Annotated in this window: 13 protein-coding genes; 6 read left to right on the top strand and 7 right to left on the bottom strand. The window is 57.5% G+C overall.

Annotated features, from left to right (window positions below):
- The 6 genes from ompC to ACGS9J_RS02125 form a co-directional block, all read right to left on the bottom strand.
- Entirely contained in the window at positions 1–1083 is a 1083-nt protein-coding gene (ompC, locus tag ACGS9J_RS02100; RefSeq protein WP_442229425.1) for a porin OmpC, read from the bottom strand.
- Between the two features lie 650 nt (positions 1084–1733).
- Positions 1734–2717 carry a succinylglutamate desuccinylase gene (astE, locus tag ACGS9J_RS02105; protein WP_442229426.1) on the bottom strand — a complete coding sequence of 328 codons (984 nt, stop codon included), beginning with the start codon at positions 2715–2717 and terminating at the stop codon, positions 1734–1736.
- Between the two features lie 11 nt (positions 2718–2728).
- Entirely contained in the window at positions 2729–4069 is a 1341-nt protein-coding gene (astB, locus tag ACGS9J_RS02110) for an N-succinylarginine dihydrolase (protein ID WP_442229427.1), read from the bottom strand.
- A 194-nt stretch (positions 4070–4263) separates the two neighbouring features.
- Positions 4264–5736 (bottom strand): succinylglutamate-semialdehyde dehydrogenase, encoded by a 1473-nt coding sequence (gene astD, locus ACGS9J_RS02115; protein WP_442229428.1) that lies wholly within the window; start codon positions 5734–5736, stop codon positions 4264–4266.
- Positions 5736–6770 (bottom strand): arginine N-succinyltransferase, encoded by a 1035-nt coding sequence (gene astA / locus ACGS9J_RS02120; RefSeq protein ID WP_442229429.1) that lies wholly within the window; start codon positions 6768–6770, stop codon positions 5736–5738. The genes astD and astA overlap by 1 nt, the downstream gene beginning before the upstream one ends.
- A gap of 52 nt (positions 6771–6822) precedes the next feature.
- Positions 6823–8037: an aspartate aminotransferase family protein gene (locus tag ACGS9J_RS02125; protein WP_442229430.1), complete on the bottom strand. Its 1215-nt coding sequence runs from the start codon at positions 8035–8037 to the stop codon at positions 6823–6825.
- A 740-nt stretch (positions 8038–8777) separates the two neighbouring features.
- On the opposite strand from ACGS9J_RS02125, the gene ACGS9J_RS02130 reads away from it, so the two are divergent.
- The 6 genes from ACGS9J_RS02130 (at position 8778) to ACGS9J_RS02155 (ending at position 15553) form a co-directional block, all read left to right on the top strand.
- A complete protein-coding gene (locus ACGS9J_RS02130) occupies positions 8778–10052 on the top strand; it encodes an ABC transporter substrate-binding protein (RefSeq protein ID WP_442229431.1) in 1275 nt (424 codons plus the stop codon).
- Between the two features lie 135 nt (positions 10053–10187).
- On the top strand, positions 10188–11129 hold the full coding sequence (locus ACGS9J_RS02135; RefSeq protein WP_442229432.1) for a carbohydrate ABC transporter permease: 942 nt from the start codon (positions 10188–10190) through the stop codon (positions 11127–11129).
- The gene (locus tag ACGS9J_RS02140; protein WP_442229433.1) at positions 11119–11952 is read left to right on the top strand and encodes a carbohydrate ABC transporter permease; all 834 of its coding nucleotides are present in this window, start codon (positions 11119–11121) and stop codon (positions 11950–11952) included. Before ACGS9J_RS02135 ends, ACGS9J_RS02140 begins: the two co-directional genes overlap by 11 nt.
- Before the next feature lie 4 nt (positions 11953–11956).
- Positions 11957–13366 (top strand): leucyl aminopeptidase family protein, encoded by a 1410-nt coding sequence (locus tag ACGS9J_RS02145; RefSeq protein WP_442229434.1) that lies wholly within the window; start codon positions 11957–11959, stop codon positions 13364–13366.
- Complete coding sequence (locus tag ACGS9J_RS02150; protein WP_442229435.1) at positions 13366–14499, top strand: ABC transporter ATP-binding protein; 1134 nt, start codon at positions 13366–13368, stop codon at positions 14497–14499. Before ACGS9J_RS02145 ends, ACGS9J_RS02150 begins: the two co-directional genes overlap by 1 nt.
- Positions 14500–14560: 61 nt before the next feature.
- Entirely contained in the window at positions 14561–15553 is a 993-nt protein-coding gene (locus ACGS9J_RS02155; RefSeq protein WP_442229436.1) for a LacI family DNA-binding transcriptional regulator, read from the top strand.
- Between the two features lie 12 nt (positions 15554–15565).
- On the opposite strand, the gene ACGS9J_RS02160 is transcribed toward ACGS9J_RS02155, so the two are convergent.
- Complete coding sequence (locus tag ACGS9J_RS02160; protein WP_442229437.1) at positions 15566–16492, bottom strand: N(4)-(beta-N-acetylglucosaminyl)-L-asparaginase; 927 nt, start codon at positions 16490–16492, stop codon at positions 15566–15568.
- Positions 16493–16592: the final 100 nt, after the last annotated feature.

Genomic DNA, 16592 nt, shown 5'->3' on the forward strand with positions numbered 1-16592 from the left:
TTAGAAACGATAGGTCAGGTTCACGGCCACGACGTCGTCGGTGCTCAGTTTCAGCTTGTTATCGTCGTTCAACTGGTTGATTTTGTAGTCAACGTAGGTGTACATGTTTTTGTTGAAGTAGTAAGTCGCACCCACTTCCACGTATTTCACCAGATCGACATCGCCAATCCCTTCGATATCCTTGCCTTTAGACTGCACGTAGGCCAGAGAAGGACGCAGACCGTTTTCGAACTGGTACTGGGCCACAACTTCGAAGTTCTGCGTTTTGTTGGCGAAGCCAGACACGCCATTGCCGCTGATTGGCGTCATATTGCGCGTTTCGGCGTACATGGCGGCCAGGTAAACCTGGTTAGCGTCATATTTAACGGCGGTGGTCCAGGCCGTAGCGCTGTCGCCTTTACCGTAGGCCAACTTCTTCTGATCGCTGGTGCGGTTGGAATCCGAGAATGCCGCCGCTACGCCAATGCCGGAGCCACCGATGTCCTGGTAGTCCAGGGACATGCCGTAACCGTCGCCGTTTTGTTTGGCTACGCCACGACCGTCACCGTCATTTTTACCCTGGTATTGCAACGCCAGGTTCAGGCCTTCCACCAGGCCGAAGAAATCGCGGTTACGGTAGGTTGCCAGACCGTTGGAGCGCGCGGTCATGTAGTTGTCGGTGTAGCTGTAAGAGTCACCGCCAAATTCCGGCAGCATGTCGGTATAGGCTTCTGCGTCGTACACCACGCCGTAATTACGGCCGTAATCGAAGGAGCCGTAGTCGGCGAACTTCAGGCCGGCAAAGCCCAAACGGGTTTTGGTGCCCGCAGTACCCTGCGCTTCATCGTGGTTGGCCTGGACGTTGTATTCCCACTGGCCATAACCGGTCAGTTGGTCATTGATTTGCGTTTCGCCTTTAAAACCCAAACGGACGTAAGTCTTGTCGCCGTCTTCGGATTTATCATCGCTGAAAACATGTTTGGCGGATACACGACCGTACAGGTCGAGTTTATTGCCATCTTTATTATAGATTTCAGCCGCGTTGGCGAACGAGGTGATTGCCCCGAGGGCAATAGCTAAGGCTAATACACTGCGATTCATCATTTATTTTCCTAGATATTATAATTTTAAATTCCTGCCCATCACGCCCAATTTATGGTTTGGGCTGTGATCTTTATCATTTAGTGTTTTATGAGCATCCCTAATTAAGGAGCCATGTGACATTAGCACCATGAATCCAAACTTAAAATAAAAAAGTTCATAAAACACCGTGGATAAAGCATGTTTATTTGTAACCAAATATTACATTTGCGATGATTATCAAATCATTGATTCATATTGATATTTGCCACATAACTTATAACCAACTTGGTGCAATGCACCAAATTGGTGCAATTTAGTTTCTTTTTGTATGCTTTCCATTCGTTTTATAAATACCATGAATCTTAGCAGGGTTATCAATAACGTTACTTATTTCACATTTTTATCTGAGCAAAGTCATTGCGTGGATTTAGGTTGTTTAACCACTTTTAAGCAAAGCTTTTATCGGTTCGAATAATTAATTTAATTCAAGTCGCCAAAATGAGGACTGAGGCGTTCTGAAGATAAAAAATAAAAATAAGGCACGGCGGAATATAAAGCGAGGGAAATAAGAGGAATGAGCAGCAGGATAAACTGCCGTTATTTAAGGTTGCAGCCGACATCGCTACAACCCTAAATACGGTAAGTATAAAACTTTATTCGGTACTAACAGGTCAATACAACGTGCTGCGGGGAGCTTCAATCAGCACCATACCGGCGCGTAACCCAAGTGCCACACTGGGGTTAGGGAACAAAATCCATTCGCTGGCATGCTGCACCCGGTACTCCTCCCCCGGTTGCTCGCACAACAACGTCCCCTGCTTCAGCTCGGTAAAATTGGCCGTATCGTCACTGAGGTGCAGCCTGAAGTCTTCACTGCGTTTGATCAACGACCGCTCCACGCAAAACACGCGCAACGCATCCGCAACTCGCCGTGGTAAAGCCTCGCCACTCACCGCCGTCTGCAACGCACGATTAATCGCCGCAAACTGCTGCAAATCGTTGTTGCCAAACGGGCGAGCCTTGCCCAGTTCCAGCGTACAGCTGGCGGCACCGGCATGCTCGCTGGTGAAATTGCTGAAAGTACCGCCTGGGGCGCTGTGGATCACCAACGCATCCAGATCGGCAGCATCCAGCAACGCCAACATATCCGCACTGTAAGGCCGCGTCTGAAAAGGCAGAATGCCAAAGCGCGGCAGGCGTGAATCGCGGATCGCCGTATGCAGGTCGTAATGGAAACGTGCGGCTTGCTCACCGTCGAAAAACGTCGCGATCACCTGCTCCAACTGCTGCGCCCGTGCGGTTTCACCGCTGGGATTAAAATCACGATAGCGGCCGCCGAACATTCGGTTCATATCACTGTGCAGATAACGTTTGTTAGCGCGCATGGCCGGTGGATTGCCCAACAGCACCAGCAGCCGAACCGCTAACGGGCGCACGCCGGAAAGCAAATCGTTAACCAACTGATCCAGCAATTCAATGGGTGCCGTTTCATTGCCGTGGATCCCCGCAGACAGCACCACCGCCTGCCGGTAACCCTGTCGCGGCGTGATTTCCAGCAGCCCTTCTCCCAGCCAACGCCAGCGCAAATCCGCATTCTCGCCCTGCTGCTCGGCGGGGGCTTGCCCCGCCAGCGTCAGGGCCAACAAATCAAACATGAGGGTTCCGCCTATTGTTGGAAAGGATAAACCGACCCCAACCCGAGGATCGTCGTCAGGGCATCCAGCGCATCGCGCCCTTCGCGCAGCAGCTGCGGATCGGCCAAATCGTTTTGCGACAGGCGATCGCGGTAATAACGGTCGACCCAGTCATTCAGCGTCACGAACAGAGTATCGTTCATCATCACGCGCGGGTTGACCACCCGCAGCTCCTGCTCATTCAGCGCCACGCGGAGTCGTAAGCAAGCCGGGCCGCCGCCGTTACGCATACTTTCACGCAGGTCGAACACTTTGATTTCATCGATCGGCCCACCGCCGGCCACCATCTCGCTCAGATAGCTCCACACGCCACTGTGCTGACGCGACTCTTCCGGCACCACAATCATCATCTTGCCGTTAGGCTTGGTCAGGATTTGGCTGTTGAACAGATAAGTCGCGATCGCGTCCGCCACGGAAACTCGCGCCGTCGGCACTTCAATCGCCACCAGTTCGCTGTCGAGTGACGCCATTTTGCGTCGCACTTCCTCCAGCGCCTGCTGCTGCTGATAAAACGCCTGCTGATGATGGAACAGCACATTCTGGTTGCTGACGGCAATCACGTCGTTATGGAACACGCCCTGATCGATCACCGCCGGATTCTGTTGCACAAACACCGTATGTTGCTCGTCCAACTGGTGCAGGCGGGCAATCGCCTCCCCGGCCTCGCGCGTCTGGCGTGCCGGATAACGCGTCGGGGCAATTTCTCCCCCAAACTCCTGTCGGCCGTAGACGAACATCTGCACGCTGCGTTTGCCATAATCGCCGCCCAGCCGGTTATGGTTAGCCGCGCCTTCATCGCCAAACAGCGCCACCTGCGGTAACGCCTCATGGTGGGCGAAATGGCGAGGATCGTTAAAAATCGCCCGCAGCACGCCGGTGGTGGTCTCGGCCTCAATCGCGCGATGGAATTTGTTATTCAGATTGGCCGCGGTGAAATGCACCTTGCCGTCGGCACTGTCAGCAGAAGGTGAAACCGTGGCCGCATTGGCAGTCCACATGCAAGACGCCGAACTGAGCGCGGACAACAGGCGCGGAGACTGTTTCATCGCCTGTGCCAATACCTTTTCGTCGCTGCCGCTAAACCCCAACTTGCGCAGCATAGGCAGGTGCGGCCGTTCCTGCGGTGGCAAGACCCCCTGCTGAAAGCCGAGATCCGCCAGCGCCTTCATCTTCAACAGCCCTTGCTTGGCCGCCAGCTTCGGGTTCGACACGCTGTTTTGGTGCTGCGTCGAAGCCTCATTACCAAATGACAATCCGGCGTAGTGATGCGTCAGGCCCACCAGACCATCGAAATTGACTTCATATCCTGACATGCTGTTCTCCTGGGACCGAGCAGGCTCGGCCCTACTCAAAACATACCCTATGAATTTCAAGTTGCAGCCAGGCGGCCAGCTCGCTCATCCCCAGACATTGTAGGGGCGCTGCATGCTGCCCCCGCGTTAGTCGGGGCGAACTTTTTCGCCCCCTACAGTAACAACGCTGCGGCTTGAAAGGCGACGGGTAAAATTTAATTAAACGACAACCCCGGTGACAAACTGGCCGGCAGCGTCAGGCTTTCGCTTTCCAGCGATGCCATTGGCCAGGCGCAGTAATCCGCCGCGTAGTAGGCGCTTGGGCGATGGTTGCCTGAAGCCCCCACGCCACCGAAGGGTGCCGCGCTGGAAGCTCCGGTCAACGGCTTGTTCCAGTTGACGATACCGGCTCGCGCTTCCAACAACAGCCGATCAAACTGCTCACGCTGCGGCGATACCAGACCGACCGACAGGCCATAACGCGTCTGGTTGGCGATACGCAGGGCTTCATCAAAGTCGTTATAGCGAATAATGGTGGTCAGCGGACCGAAGTACTCTTCGTCCGGCACGTCACGCACGCCGGTCACGTCAATAATGCCCGGGCTGAGCAGCGCGCTGCCGCTTTCCAGCCGCTGCATGGTCAGCAGGGTTTTACCGCCCAGCGCCAGCAGGTGATGCTGCGCCGCCAGCATTTTTTCCGCCGCCGCCGAGGAGATCACCCCACCCATAAACGGCTGCGGTTCAGCATCCCAACGCCCGATGCGCAGCGCACTCGCCACCTGCACCAAACGTTCGATAAAGGCATCGCCCTCGCTGCCGCGCTTCACCAGAATACGGCGCGAGCAGGTGCAGCGCTGGCCGGCGGAAATAAACGCCGACTGAATCGCCAGGTTGACTGCCGCATCGCAGTCTTCAATCTGATCGACAATCAGCGCATTGTTACCGCCCATTTCCAACGCCAGGATCTTTTCAGGTTGTCCGGCCAACTGGCGATGCAAGTGGTAGCCGGTACCGGCGCTGCCGGTGAACAGCAGGCCGTCGATATCCGGGCTGGCCGCCAGTGCCTCGCCGGTTTCGCGCCCGCCCTGCACCAGATTAAGCACCCCATCAGGTAAACCGGCCTGTTGCCACAGCTTCAGGGTTTCCTCGGCGGTTTGCGGCGTCAGTTCGCTCGGTTTAAACACCACGGTGTTACCCGCCAACAGGGCGGGAACGATGTGGCCATTCGGCAAATGACCGGGGAAGTTATAAGGCCCAAACACCGCCAAAACCCCGTGCGGCCGGTGACGCAGCACCGAAGCGCCGTCCGCCATTGCGGTCTGGCTCACGCCGGTACGCGCCTGATAAGCCTGCAACGAAATCGCCACTTTGCCGATCATGGCCTGCACTTCGGTCAACGTCTCCCAACGCGGTTTGCTGGTCTCACGGCTGATCACCGCCGCCAAATGGGACTTGTGCTCTTCCAGCAGCGCAGCAAAACGCTTCACCAACTGTTCGCGTTGTTCAAACGGGGTACGTGCCCATGCCGGGAAAGCGGCGCGAGCGGCCTCACAGGCAGCAGCAACATCGCTGCCGTCGGCGGCTTTAGCCTGCCACAGCAGTTGGTTATCAACCGGATCGGTTTTGCTGAATTCAGCGCCGCGGCCTTGTTGCCAGGCGCCATTAATAAACAGTGCAGGATGTGACATTACGCTTTCTCCTGTGCAATAAGGGGGATGACCCGCACCGGGCTGCCTTGCTCAACGCCCAGCGCCTCAGCGGTGGCGGCATTGAGATGCAGACGGTCGTCATACAGATCGGCATTGACCAGCAGTGCGCGGTAATTCTGATAATGATCGTTGGCCACCAGAAGCGCCGGCGCATCGGCGCGCATCGGGGTTTCATCCAGTACCACTTTCACCAGACGGCTTTGCTTGACCGCGCGGATGTGATCGATTTCCGCTTCCAGCGTCGGCCCGCCGTCGAAGATATCGACATAGCCCTGATAGCGCAGGCCTTCCGACTCCAGCACCCGGCGCGCAGGCACCGTCTGCGGGTGTACTTCGCCAATCACCTTCTGCGCATCTTCGGCCAGAAAATCGACATACAGCGGGTGCTTCGGCATCAGTTCGGCGATAAACGCCTTCTGTCCGGTGCCGCTGAGGTAGTCCGCCTTGGCGAACTCGATGGAAAAGAAATGGTTCCCGACGCTCTCCCAGAACGGCGAACGGCCCTGCTCATCGGAGAAACCGCGCATTTCAGCAATCAACCGTGCGGAGAAATGCTCGCGGAAAGCGGCGATAAACAGGAAGCGCACCTTTGACAGCAGCTTGCCGTTTTCGCCGTGGCGATAGTCCGGATCGAGGAACAGCGTACAGAGTTCGGAATGGCCGGTGTGATCGTTGCTGAGGAACAGCGTCGGCACCGATTTATACACATTCAGCTGTTTGGACGCGTGCACCTGAGTGCCGACGCGGAAGCTGTACCAGGGCTCGGTCAGCCCGACGGCCACTTCAATCGCGCAAACTCCGACCGCTTGCCGGCGCTCGCTGTCTTCCAGCACAAACAGATAACACTGCTCACCACGCGGAAGTTCGCCTTGCCAGGTTTTTAACGCCCGCTCAATGCGTGCCGACAAGGTATCTTCATCTTGTGGCAGGGAAGTGAGACCGATGCCGGACTTACCGGCAAGCGTCAATAAGTCAGTCAAATCGCGACGCTCTATAGGGCGAATAATCATCATAATGCGAACCTCGTCTGAATCAGGCTGCGCCGGTAAGGGCGCAGCCTGTGTGTTAGCTGCAAATCCGCGCCACGGCACGCGCGAATCGCGCCAGCCCCTCTTTAACATCCTGCTCGGGAATGATCAGTGAAGGGGTGAAGCGCACCACATCCGGGCCGGCGATCAGGGCAATCACGCCCTCTTCGTTGGCCAGTTGGGTGATCTGTTTCGCCTTGCCGGCATAATCTTTCGTCAACTGGCAGCCAATCAACAGGCCGCCACCACGGATTTCAGAGAAAATCGGGTACTGCCGGTTAATCTCGTTCAGCCCTTCGAGGAACCACTGGTGGCGTTGCTTCACCCCTGCCAGCACTTCCGGCGTGTTGATAACAGAGAACACGGCCTCGGCCACCGCCGTCGCCAGCGGGTTACCGCCGTAGGTGGTGCCGTGGGTGCCGACGCTCAGGGTCTTGGCCAGTTCGTCAGTGGTCAGCATCGCACCGATCGGGAAGCCACAACCCAGCGCTTTCGCGGTGGTCAGCACGTCCGGTACCACACCGTATTGCATGTAGGCGTACAGATCGCCGAGACGGCCCATGCCGGTTTGCACTTCGTCGAAAATCAGCAGCGCATCGTGACGATCGCACAGCTCGCGCAGGCCCTGCAGGAAAGCGGCATCGGCCGGCAATACACCGCCTTCGCCCTGAATCGGCTCAACGATCACCGCGCAGGTGTTGTCGTTAATCACTTCGGCAGCGGCCGCCAAATCGTTAAATGGCGTGTGGGTGATGCCGCCCGGCAGCGGGGCGAAATCTTTGGAATATTTCGGCTGTCCACCGGCAGACACGGTAAACAGCGTGCGGCCGTGGAAGGCATTGTTAAACGCCACAATCTGGTTCTTGCTGTGGTTGCCGTTGTCCAGCGCACGTTTACGCGCCAGTTTCAGCGCCGCTTCGTTGGCTTCCGCCCCGGAGTTACAGAAAAACACCTTATCGGCAAAGGTGGCGTCAATCAGCAGCTTGGCCAAACGCAGCACCGGCTCGTTGGTGTAGCCGTTGCCCAGATGCCACAGTTTGCCCGCCTGCTCCACCAGCGCCGCCGTGACGACCGGGTGCGCATGGCCCAACGCGTTTACCGCGATGCCACCAGCAAAATCGATGTAAGACTTACCCTGCTGATCCCAAACCTGCGAGCCTTCTCCCCGAACCAGAATAAAATCAGCGGGGGCGTAAACCGGGACCATCCAGTCGTCGAAAGACTGGCGGGTAACTGCGATTGGCTGTTCCATAATGACCTCATAACTTCAGCAAAGACTGAATTTTGACTGTAAGGGCCGCTCCAGCCCGGATGATCCACAACAAAACAAAAAAAACCGCGCCGTTCGATCCGCTTTTTGACCGGTGATAACTCTGCCTTTCACCGCCCATTCAGAAACAAATCTGTTACATCAACCGCGTTTTTCGCTATTTATGCCGGGTATCAGGTCCTGCAACGGGGAATAAATGTTAACGAGCAGTTAAAATACATGCCGTTTGATAAAGAGTGTAGAGCAGCTATCGTGCCAAAACGGGAATTTTGGCGGAAATCACGGTTTTTTCCGCTAAAACAACGGCTTATAATGCATACTTATTCAATAAATATGCATTGGTAATGAATAATTGGAAAAATAAGGCGAAAAATCATCATTGGCTGCGAAATCCTATTCAATGACAAAAAACTTCAATATTTCTGATCGCGCTCGCAAAAATAATTTGGCCTGATCTGCGTGCCGTCACACTTTTGCCCCATGCAGGTGCAGAAAATGCACCAGATGTGGGCAAACCCGCGTCATTGCAGGCTCTGCGCGCTGATGAGCGGGCCAAAATCGGGCGTACTCAGAGGCAACGGCCGCGCCAGATCTCATATTTGTTAACTTACCGAACAAATTGTTGACAGCTCGATGGCGCAATAATAGGTTAATTTTAATGGAACACGTGTTCCATGATGAAAAAACACACACCACATCGACTGCACAGGATCGGGGTTATCATGGCTCATGTCTGCTTGCGTACTAATCTAAGAATTACCGGGGTCGCACTGGCCGTGCTGCTGGGCTTGCCCTTTTCCGCCGGCGCCAACACCAGCATCACCTTCGCCAACTACTTGCCTAATGACTACATCAACAAGGTGATTAAAGACTTTGAGGCGGCGCATCCGGACATTCAGGTGCAGTCGATCAAATGCGGCTTCGCCGACTGTCACCAAAAGCTGACCACCGCGCTGGCCGTTGGCCAGGGTGCCGCCGATATCTTCAGCGTCAGCACCATCAAGCTGGGCAGCTTCGCCAACTCCGGCGGCCTGAATAACCTGAGCGCCCCGCCGTTCAGCATCGATAGCCAGGGTTGGCAGTTCGATCCTTCGATGATCAGCCTGGCGAAAGGCAACGACGGCAATATCTATGGCGTGCCTTACGACACCGGGCCGGTGATCATGATCTACCGCAACGACATGGTGCAGAAGGCCGGCGTGAAGATTGAGGACATCACCCAAAGCTGGGACAGTTTTATCGCCTTTGGCGAGAAGCTGAAAAAAGAACAAGGTGCCTACCTGCTGCCGGCGGCCACCAGCCTGATCAACCCACTGGTGGTGGGCATGAACAGTGAGCCAGGCAAACCGGTGTACACCAAGGACGGCAAACCCAACCTCGATTCGCCGCAGATCAAACAGCTGATGACGGTGATCAAAACGCTGTATGACAAAGGGTTGGCGGCTTCGCTCGACGGCTCTACCAATTCGCAGGAATACATCAAACTGTACCGTCAGGGGAAACTGTTCGCCGATATCGATGGCCCGTGGGACGAAGGCCGCATCGAACAGGAGCTGGATCCGGACGGGGCCAAAGCCGGGCTGTGGCGCGTGACCGGCGTGCCGGGCAATCTCAAGGTCAACGCCGGCGGCACCACGTTGGTGATCCCCAAGCAGAGCAAAAATGCCCAGGCGGCCTGGCAGTTCATTCAGTACTTCATGCAGCGTGACGTGGTGATCGACGCTGCGAAAACTGCAGGTACCCTGCCTGCCCGTCTCGACGTCTATAACGCGCCCTACTTCGACACGCCAAGCAGCGTTCTCGGCGGCCAGCACTCCATGCGCTACTACGCCAGCCTGGTGCCGGATCTGAAGCCTGTGGCTTCCTCGCCGGAAGACAATATCGCCAACGAAATTCTCAACGAAGCGGCGAAGAAGATCCTGGTGCAGCATCAGGATATCGACAGCACCCTGCGCGAGGCCAATAAGCTGCTGGAACGTCGGATGCGCTCATTATAATCCCCTCTCCTCTGGGAGAGGGTTAGGGTGAGGGGGAGACACGAGTAACCTTCCCCCCTCTTCTCCAGGAAAGAGGCGATATTCAGTCAGGCCTTTCGGCCACCCATGTTTTATTTCCGTCGGTTCGGGGAGTCTATGCGTAAGCGATTTTTCAAAGGGCTGCTGCACGATCACCGCACCGCCTACCTGCTGCTGCTGCCGTTCATGCTACTGTTTGCGGTGTTCAACGCCTTCCCGATTTTCTTCTCGGCGTTTCTCTCGTTTCAATCCTGGAACCCGGTAAAGGGCCTGAGTTCGATGAAGTTTGTCGGGCTGGATAACTTTTACTATGCCTTCACCGATGACGCCTTCTGGGTATCGCTGGTCAACACCATTAAAATCACCCTGGTTTCCGGCCTGTGTCAGCATCTGTTCGCCATCACCCTGGCCTATTCGCTGCTGCACATCATCGTGCGCGGCCGGCGTTTTTTGAAGGCGGCGATCTTCCTGCCCTACATCACCTCTTCCGTCGCCGTCAGCCTGATCGTGTTCAACCTGTTCTCGCCGGTCGGCATGGTCAACGAACTGTTAAGCGGATTGGCGGCAAAACTGCACCTGAGCAGCCTGGCCGCCGCGTTGCCGATCAACTTCTTTGACAGTGACTGGATCCGCTTCACCATCGCCAATCAGGTGACCTGGAAGTTCACCGGCATCAATACGGTGATCTACATGACCGGGCTGGCGTCGATTTCGCCGGATCTGTACGAAGCGATTGAGCTGGACGGCGCGGGCCGCTGGCAAAAATTCCGCTATATTGCGCTGCCGCTGTTGGCGCCCTTTATCTTCTTCGCCACGCTGATGACGCTGATCGGCAACATGCAGTTGTTCAATGAGCCGATGATCCTCACGCAAGGCACCGGCGGCGTCGACAACAGCGGCCTGACGGTGTCGATGTACGTGTATAAAACCGGCTGGTCTTATCTGGATATGGGTACCGCTTCGGCGATCTCCTGGATCCTGTTCCTGCTGATTGCGCTGGTCAGTGCACTGGTGTTTTGGGGTTTCGGCAGCCGTGGAGGGCTAAAGAATGATCGCTGAGGGTCGCCGTTTCGACACCGGCAAACTGGTGATTTACCTGCTGGTATCCCTGTTCGCCTCGCTGTCGCTGTTCCCATTCTATTGGTCGGCGCTGCTGGCGACGCAGGACACCCGCAGCATCATGGGCATGTCACTGCGCTTCGGCAGCCACCTGCTGGAAAACTACCGCGGGCTGGAGCAACAGGTGCCCTTCACCCGTGCGCTGCTCAATACCCTGTATGTCACCGCCATGGCCACGCTGACCAGCGTGCTGGTTTCCGCCGCGGCGGGCTACGCGTTCAGCGTTTATCAGTTCAAGGGCAAAAAGGTGCTATTCACCACCCTGATGCTAACCATGATGGTGCCGAGCGTGGTCAATCTGGTGCCCTACTTCTTCGTGATCAAAAGCGTTGGCCTGCTCGATCAGTTCGCTGCCGTCTGGCTGCCGGCCGGGGTGAACATCTTCGGCATCTTCCTGGTGCGTCAGTACGTCAGCTCCTCATTGCCCAGCGAAATCCTCGACAGCGCACGCATGGACGGCCTGAATGAACTGCAAATATTTTGGCGTATCGGCCTGCCGTTAATGCGCCCGGCGCTACTGACGGTAGCCATCGTGGTGGTGGTCGATACCTGGAACAACTTTATGCTGCCGCTGGTGGCCTTGCAGTCGTCGGACAAGCAGATTCTGCAACTGGTGCTGCGCAGCCTGAGCGGGGCCACCGCCACGCCGTGGAACCTGGTGATGACCGGCAGCTTCCTGGCGATAGTCCCGTTGCTGATCGCCTTTATCTTCTCGTCCAAACAAATGATGGAAAGCCTCACCCGGGGCGCGGTAAAAGGATAACGTTATGCAATCCATTGATATTTTTATCGAAAACGACACAGCAGCACGCCGGCAAGTCATCCTGTTTACGTCTACGGGAAGTACACTGCCGGTGGCGTTGCAAAACTCGGGCCTGCAACAGGCCGCCGTCGGCGTGCTTTATCCGCTGAACGACGGCCGTTTTGCACTCAATATTGGCCCGTCGCTGACCCCCGCCGCGTTGCAGGACGCCGGGGCTGCCCTCGCCGCCGGGCTAAAAGATTTCGGGCTGCAACATCTGCGTCTGACGCTGGATGACGGCTCATCGGCCAGCGCCGAAACCTGGCGCTGGCTGCTGTTCGGCCTGCGTCTGGGTGCCTACCGTTATCAGCACCACGCCAATGCCCAACTTACCGATCCGACCCAGCCGCTGCACAGTCAGGATGCCGCCACGCAGGCGCTGTGCGACTGGGCCAACCTGCATGCCGAAGGGGTGATCATCGGGCGTGAGCTGATGAATAAGCCGGCCAATATTCTTTACCCGGAAAGTTTCGTGGCGGCCGTCGCACAGCTGCCCTTTAGCCATCTGCGTCAGGAAGTGCTGGATGAAGAGCAGATGGCGCAGTTGGGTTTCGGTGGCCTGCTGGGCGTCGGTCAGGGCAGCGCCCGCGCCTCGCAATTACTGATCCTCGATCACCATCCCGCCAACGCACGCCACACTCTGGCGCTGGTGGGGAAAGGCGTCACCTTCGACAGCGGCGGCATCAGCATTAAAGGTGCGGCACGCATGAGCACCATGAAGTTCGACATGGGCGGCGCGGCAGCGGTGGTGGGTGCCATGCGCATTATCGACGCGCTGCAACTGCCGATCCGCGTGATTGGCCTGTGCGGGCTGGTGGAAAACATGCCCTCTTCCCGTGCGCAGCGTCCCGGCGACGTGGTGACCATGCACAACGGCAAATCAGTGGAAATCATTTCAACCGACGCCGAGGGCCGCATGGTGCTGGCGGACGTCATCAGCTATGCCCAGCAGCGTTTCCAGCCCGACTTTTTACTCGACATCGCCACCCTGACCGGTGGCGCGGGCGTGGCGTTGGGCAAAGAATATGCGGCCATGATGGGCAACGACGACGTTTTTCTCGCGCAGGTCACCCAGGCGGGCCAGGCCAGTGCGGAGCCGGTGTGGCCGATGCCGCACGGCGGCTGGTATCGTGGCGTTTTGAAGTCCGAATTTGCCGATTACCGTCACGGCGGCGAAGATCCCCACGGCAGCCCCTGCGTGGCGGCGACCTTTATCGGCGAGTTCGTGCAACCGGGCCAACGCTGGGCGCACCTGGATATCGCCGCCATGTCTACCGATATGCCGCACCGTAAGCTGTATGCCAACGGCGCGTCCTCCTTCGGCGTGCTGCTGCTGGCACGTCTGAGTTCCCTGCTTGCCCAAACGGAGCGCTGATGGCTTACGTAGAACTGGTTGATATCAACAAACGCTATGACAACGGCTACCAGGCCGCCAGCGACGTCAATCTGCAGGTTGAGAAAGGCGAATTTGTGGTGCTGCTCGGCCCGTCCGGCTGCGGTAAATCCACCACCCTGCGGATGATCGCCGGGCTGGAAACCCTCTCTTCCGGCGAACTGTTGATCGACGGCGAACGCATGAACGAGGTGTTGCCCAAATACCGTGACATCGCCATGGTGTTCCAGAGCTATGCGCTGTACCCGCATATGACGGTCTATGAAAACATGGCGCTGTCGCTAAAAATCAAAGGCATGGCGAAGGCGGAAATAGCCGCGCAGATCGCCGCGGTGGCCGAAATGCTGCACCTGACCGAGTTCCTGAAGGTCAAACCCGGCCAGCTTTCCGGCGGCCAGCGGCAGCGCGTGGCGTTGGGACGGGCGATTGTGCGGCGTCCCAAGGTTTTCCTGTTTGATGAACCGCTGTCCAACCTCGACGCCAAACTGCGTAACCGCATGCGTCAGGAGTTGTCTGCGCTGCACAAGGCGATCGGCGCGACCATCATTTACGTCACCCACGATCAGGTGGAGGCCATGACCATGGCGGACAAAGTGGTCATCATGAATCAGGGGAAAGTGCAGCAAATCGGCACGCCGCTGGACCTTTATCACCGGCCGGTGAACCGCTTTGTCGCCGAGTTTATCGGCTCGCCACAGATGAACCTGTTCGAGGTTCAGGTCCAGGTGCAAGGCGAGCAGATCGTTTTGCAAGGCGATTCCGGCCTGCTGCTGCCCCTGAAGGCCGCCGAGTTCCCGGCGCTGGTCGCCAAAGCGGGCGACTGGCTGACGCTCGGCTGTCGTCCGGAGGCCTGCAGCCTCAGCGCGCCGCTGGCGCAACCCCACCTGAACGGAACGCTGGTCTACAGTGAAAATCTGGGGGCGGAGAGCAACCTGTTTGTACAGGGCGATAACGGGGCGCAGTACATTGTTAAGCAGCACGCGCAACAGCAACATGCCCAAGGGCAAGCGCTGGCCATTACGCTGGATGTCACCGCCCTGCACTTTTTTGATCCGCAAACCGGGCAACGGCTGGCGCAACGCGGGGAAACAGTGTTGCCGGCCGAGATTCTGTGAGACCATATCGCCGCTGCGCGCCCCTGCCGCAGCGCCCCGTTTTCCGTAGAGTAGCTGCCGTATGCCGATGAAAAAAGTCACCTCTCACGATGTCGCCCGCGTGGCCGGCGTTTCACGCACCGTGGTGTCACGCGCCTTTTCCAATCAGGGGCGGGTCTCGCAAAAAAACCGTGAACTGGTGATGCGCGTCGCCAGCCAGTTAGGCTACGCGCCGGATGCCATCGCCCAAAGCCTGCACAGCGGTAAAACCGGCTTCGTCGCGGTGGTGGTGAACCACTTTCACGATTTGTCCGACCTTGAGTTTTTCGATCGTCTGGTAGAGCAGTTGCAGAACAGCAACCGGCAGGCGGTGATGATCCGGCTGGAAGGCATTGCCGATCCGGCCAATTACCTGAAGCAAACCATCTCCTATCATGTCGACTCCGCCGTGGTGTTCGCTGACAACATCAGCGCCCGGGCGGCGAAGGATCTGTTTCGCATCGCTACGCCAATTATGCTTAACGGCCTGGCGGGCGACGCCCTGTGCGATGCGCTCAGCGCCGATGAGTCACCCAGTTTGCAGCAATTGGCGGCACTGATGGCGCAAAAGGGACAACGGCGGGTGGCCTTGCTTGGCGGGCGCAGCAGCGCCCACGGCGAACAACTGCGTCAACAAACCTTTTTGACTCATGCCGCCCAGCAAGGGTTGGAGATTGTCGCGCAGCTCAGCGGTGATTACAGCTACCAGAGCGGTTTTACCCTCGCGCCGCAACTGCTGGCGGCACGCCCGGCTCCGCAGGCGATTTTCTGCACCGCAGACTCCATGGCGATGGGGGTGATGGATTATATTCGTTTGCACACGCCGCTGCAGATCCCGCAGGACGTCGCGGTCTACGGCTTCGACGACATCCCGATGGCCGCCTGGCCGAGTTACCAACTCACGTCGGTGCGCCGCGATATTGATGCAATGATCGCCGCCATTGTCAGGCTGGTTGAACTGCGTAGCGACAGCCCGCAGGCTGTGCCGCAGCAGATCACCATTCCTACCGAACTGGTGGTACGCGCTTCTTGCTGAATGACCCGCTTTTCAGCGGGTCGTGATAATTTCCGCGTCGCGCAATTCCGGTGCCGCCATGCCGCTTTGCCACAGCCAGTACTGAATGGGCCCCGGGCAATTGAGGCTCACCACCTTGTGATTACCGTCCTTGTCGATGGCGTGGATCGTCACCCCTTCGGTGTAACCGTCCTTCAGGTAATTCAGATCCTCAATCGCCTCATACACTGCCTGATCCAGCGTCATGCCCATCTTCATATACAGCACTACCGCGCGGCTGGTGCCACAACGAATGGTCATTTCCCCGGTGTGGGTACAGGCACAGGCGCCGTAACGGCTGTCGGCGTAGGAGCCGCTGCCGATGATCGGGCTGTCGCCCAATCGCCCCGGGTATTTCCACGCCCAGCCCGATGTCGAGGTGGCGGCGCTGAGCGTACGCCCGCCATCCAGCGCTAAAAATACCGTGGTGTCGCGCACCCGTTCCGGATCGGTGGCATTATTGGACAGCCCCGCCAGCGGAATATTCGGCCAATGTCGAAGCTGCTCGGCGTCCATCGCCTGCTCCAGCTTTTCCCACCAGACGCGTCTGGAGTCGGCAATCAGATTGTCCCCCGCCAGCGCACCGATTTCGGCAGCAAAGCGCGCGGCCCCGGCGCCGACCAGGATCTCGTGGTTAAGATCCTCCATCACCCGGTAAGCCACCTCAACCGGATGCAGATACCCCTGCAACGCCCCCACCGCCCCGGTGCGCAAGCTATCGCCGTCCATCACCGAGGCATCCAGTTCCATTTCGCCCAGTACATTGGGCCAGCCACCATAACCCACGGTACGCACGCTGGGATCCAGCTCCACCAGCTTGATGCCGTCAACGATGGCACGCAGCCCCTTCTGCCCCTGCCGCAGCCGTTCGGCAGACAGACCGATGCCCGGGTGTCCTTCAGAGTTTGCAATCACAATCATAGGGTTATGTTTCCCGCACGGCGTTCAGCGCTAAAAGAGAGGCACCGGTCAATACCGGTCATTTACGTCAATGGAACACGTGTTCCATGGTGATTAAAAA

It is taken from the genome of Serratia quinivorans (assembly GCF_052113645.1).
Taxonomy (GTDB): Bacteria; Pseudomonadota; Gammaproteobacteria; order Enterobacterales; family Enterobacteriaceae; genus Serratia; species Serratia quinivorans_B.

What these genes read in the sequence shown, in the direction of transcription:
- ACGS9J_RS02155 (WP_442229436.1), top strand. Translation starts at nt 14,561, where the DNA reads ATGCCGATGAAAAAAGTCACCTCTCACGATGTCGCCCGCGTGGCCGGC.
- ompC (WP_442229425.1), bottom strand. Translation starts at nt 1,083, where the DNA reads ATGATGAATCGCAGTGTATTAGCCTTAGCTATTGCCCTCGGGGCAATC.
- astA (WP_442229429.1), bottom strand. Translation starts at nt 6,770, where the DNA reads ATGATGATTATTCGCCCTATAGAGCGTCGCGATTTGACTGACTTATTG.
- astE (WP_442229426.1), bottom strand. Translation starts at nt 2,717, where the DNA reads ATGTTTGATTTGTTGGCCCTGACGCTGGCGGGGCAAGCCCCCGCCGAG.
- astD (WP_442229428.1), bottom strand. Translation starts at nt 5,736, where the DNA reads ATGTCACATCCTGCACTGTTTATTAATGGCGCCTGGCAACAAGGCCGC.
- ACGS9J_RS02125 (WP_442229430.1), bottom strand. Translation starts at nt 8,037, where the DNA reads ATGGAACAGCCAATCGCAGTTACCCGCCAGTCTTTCGACGACTGGATG.
- ACGS9J_RS02150 (WP_442229435.1), top strand. Translation starts at nt 13,366, where the DNA reads ATGGCTTACGTAGAACTGGTTGATATCAACAAACGCTATGACAACGGC.
- ACGS9J_RS02145 (WP_442229434.1), top strand. Translation starts at nt 11,957, where the DNA reads ATGCAATCCATTGATATTTTTATCGAAAACGACACAGCAGCACGCCGG.
- ACGS9J_RS02130 (WP_442229431.1), top strand. Translation starts at nt 8,778, where the DNA reads ATGGCTCATGTCTGCTTGCGTACTAATCTAAGAATTACCGGGGTCGCA.
- ACGS9J_RS02140 (WP_442229433.1), top strand. Translation starts at nt 11,119, where the DNA reads ATGATCGCTGAGGGTCGCCGTTTCGACACCGGCAAACTGGTGATTTAC.
- astB (WP_442229427.1), bottom strand. Translation starts at nt 4,069, where the DNA reads ATGTCAGGATATGAAGTCAATTTCGATGGTCTGGTGGGCCTGACGCAT.
- ACGS9J_RS02160 (WP_442229437.1), bottom strand. Translation starts at nt 16,492, where the DNA reads ATGATTGTGATTGCAAACTCTGAAGGACACCCGGGCATCGGTCTGTCT.
- ACGS9J_RS02135 (WP_442229432.1), top strand. Translation starts at nt 10,188, where the DNA reads ATGCGTAAGCGATTTTTCAAAGGGCTGCTGCACGATCACCGCACCGCC.